Genomic DNA, 649 nt, shown 5'->3' with positions numbered 1-649 from the left:
CGCGAGCATCAGCAGCGCGGCGGCGCGGGCCCGGCGCAGGCCCCGCTCGGGGTCCCCGTCGGCATAGCGGGTGGTGTGCCGGACCACGTCGTGGTTGGACAGCACCCACGTGGTGGGCGCGCCGACGGGGCGCATGGCGTCGAGCGACTCGTCGACGGCCGTGCGGAGTTCGGCGGCGTCCCAGCCCGCGCCCAGATAGTGGAAGTTGAACGCCTGGTGCAGCTCGTCGGGGCGCAGATAGAGGGCGGTGCGGTCGGCGCTGGGCGTCCAGGCCTCGGCGACGCCGATGCGCTCGCCCGCGTACTCGTCGAGGACCTTGCGCCAGGAGCGGTAGATCTCGTGGACGCCGTCCTGGTCGAAGAAGGGCAGCACCTGGTTGCCGAGGAGCTTCAGCTGTTCGCCGTGGCCCGTGTCGGGCAGGCCGTCGGCCTTGACCAGCCCGTGGGCGACGTCGATGCGGAAGCCGTCGGTGCCCATGTCGAGCCAGAAGCGGAGGATGGAGCGGAACTCGTCGTGGACGGCCGGGTGCTCCCAGTTGAAGTCGGGCTGCTCGGGGGCGAAGAGGTGCAAATACCACTCCCCCGGTGTGCCGTCGGGGTTCTTCGTACGGGTCCAGGCGGGGCCGCCGAAGACGGACTCCCAGTCGTTC

Annotated in this window: 1 protein-coding gene; it reads right to left on the bottom strand. The window is 71.3% G+C overall.

What is annotated here, in order from left to right:
- On the bottom strand, nucleotides 1-649 hold a 649-nt coding region (locus tag GCU69_RS09235), incomplete at both ends, for an alpha-amylase family glycosyl hydrolase (RefSeq protein ID WP_268969256.1).

Source organism: Streptomyces lycii (assembly GCF_009735685.1).
GTDB classification, from domain to species: domain Bacteria; phylum Actinomycetota; class Actinomycetes; order Streptomycetales; family Streptomycetaceae; genus Streptomyces; species Streptomyces lycii.
This window is presented reverse-complemented; position numbering and strand designations above follow the sequence as displayed.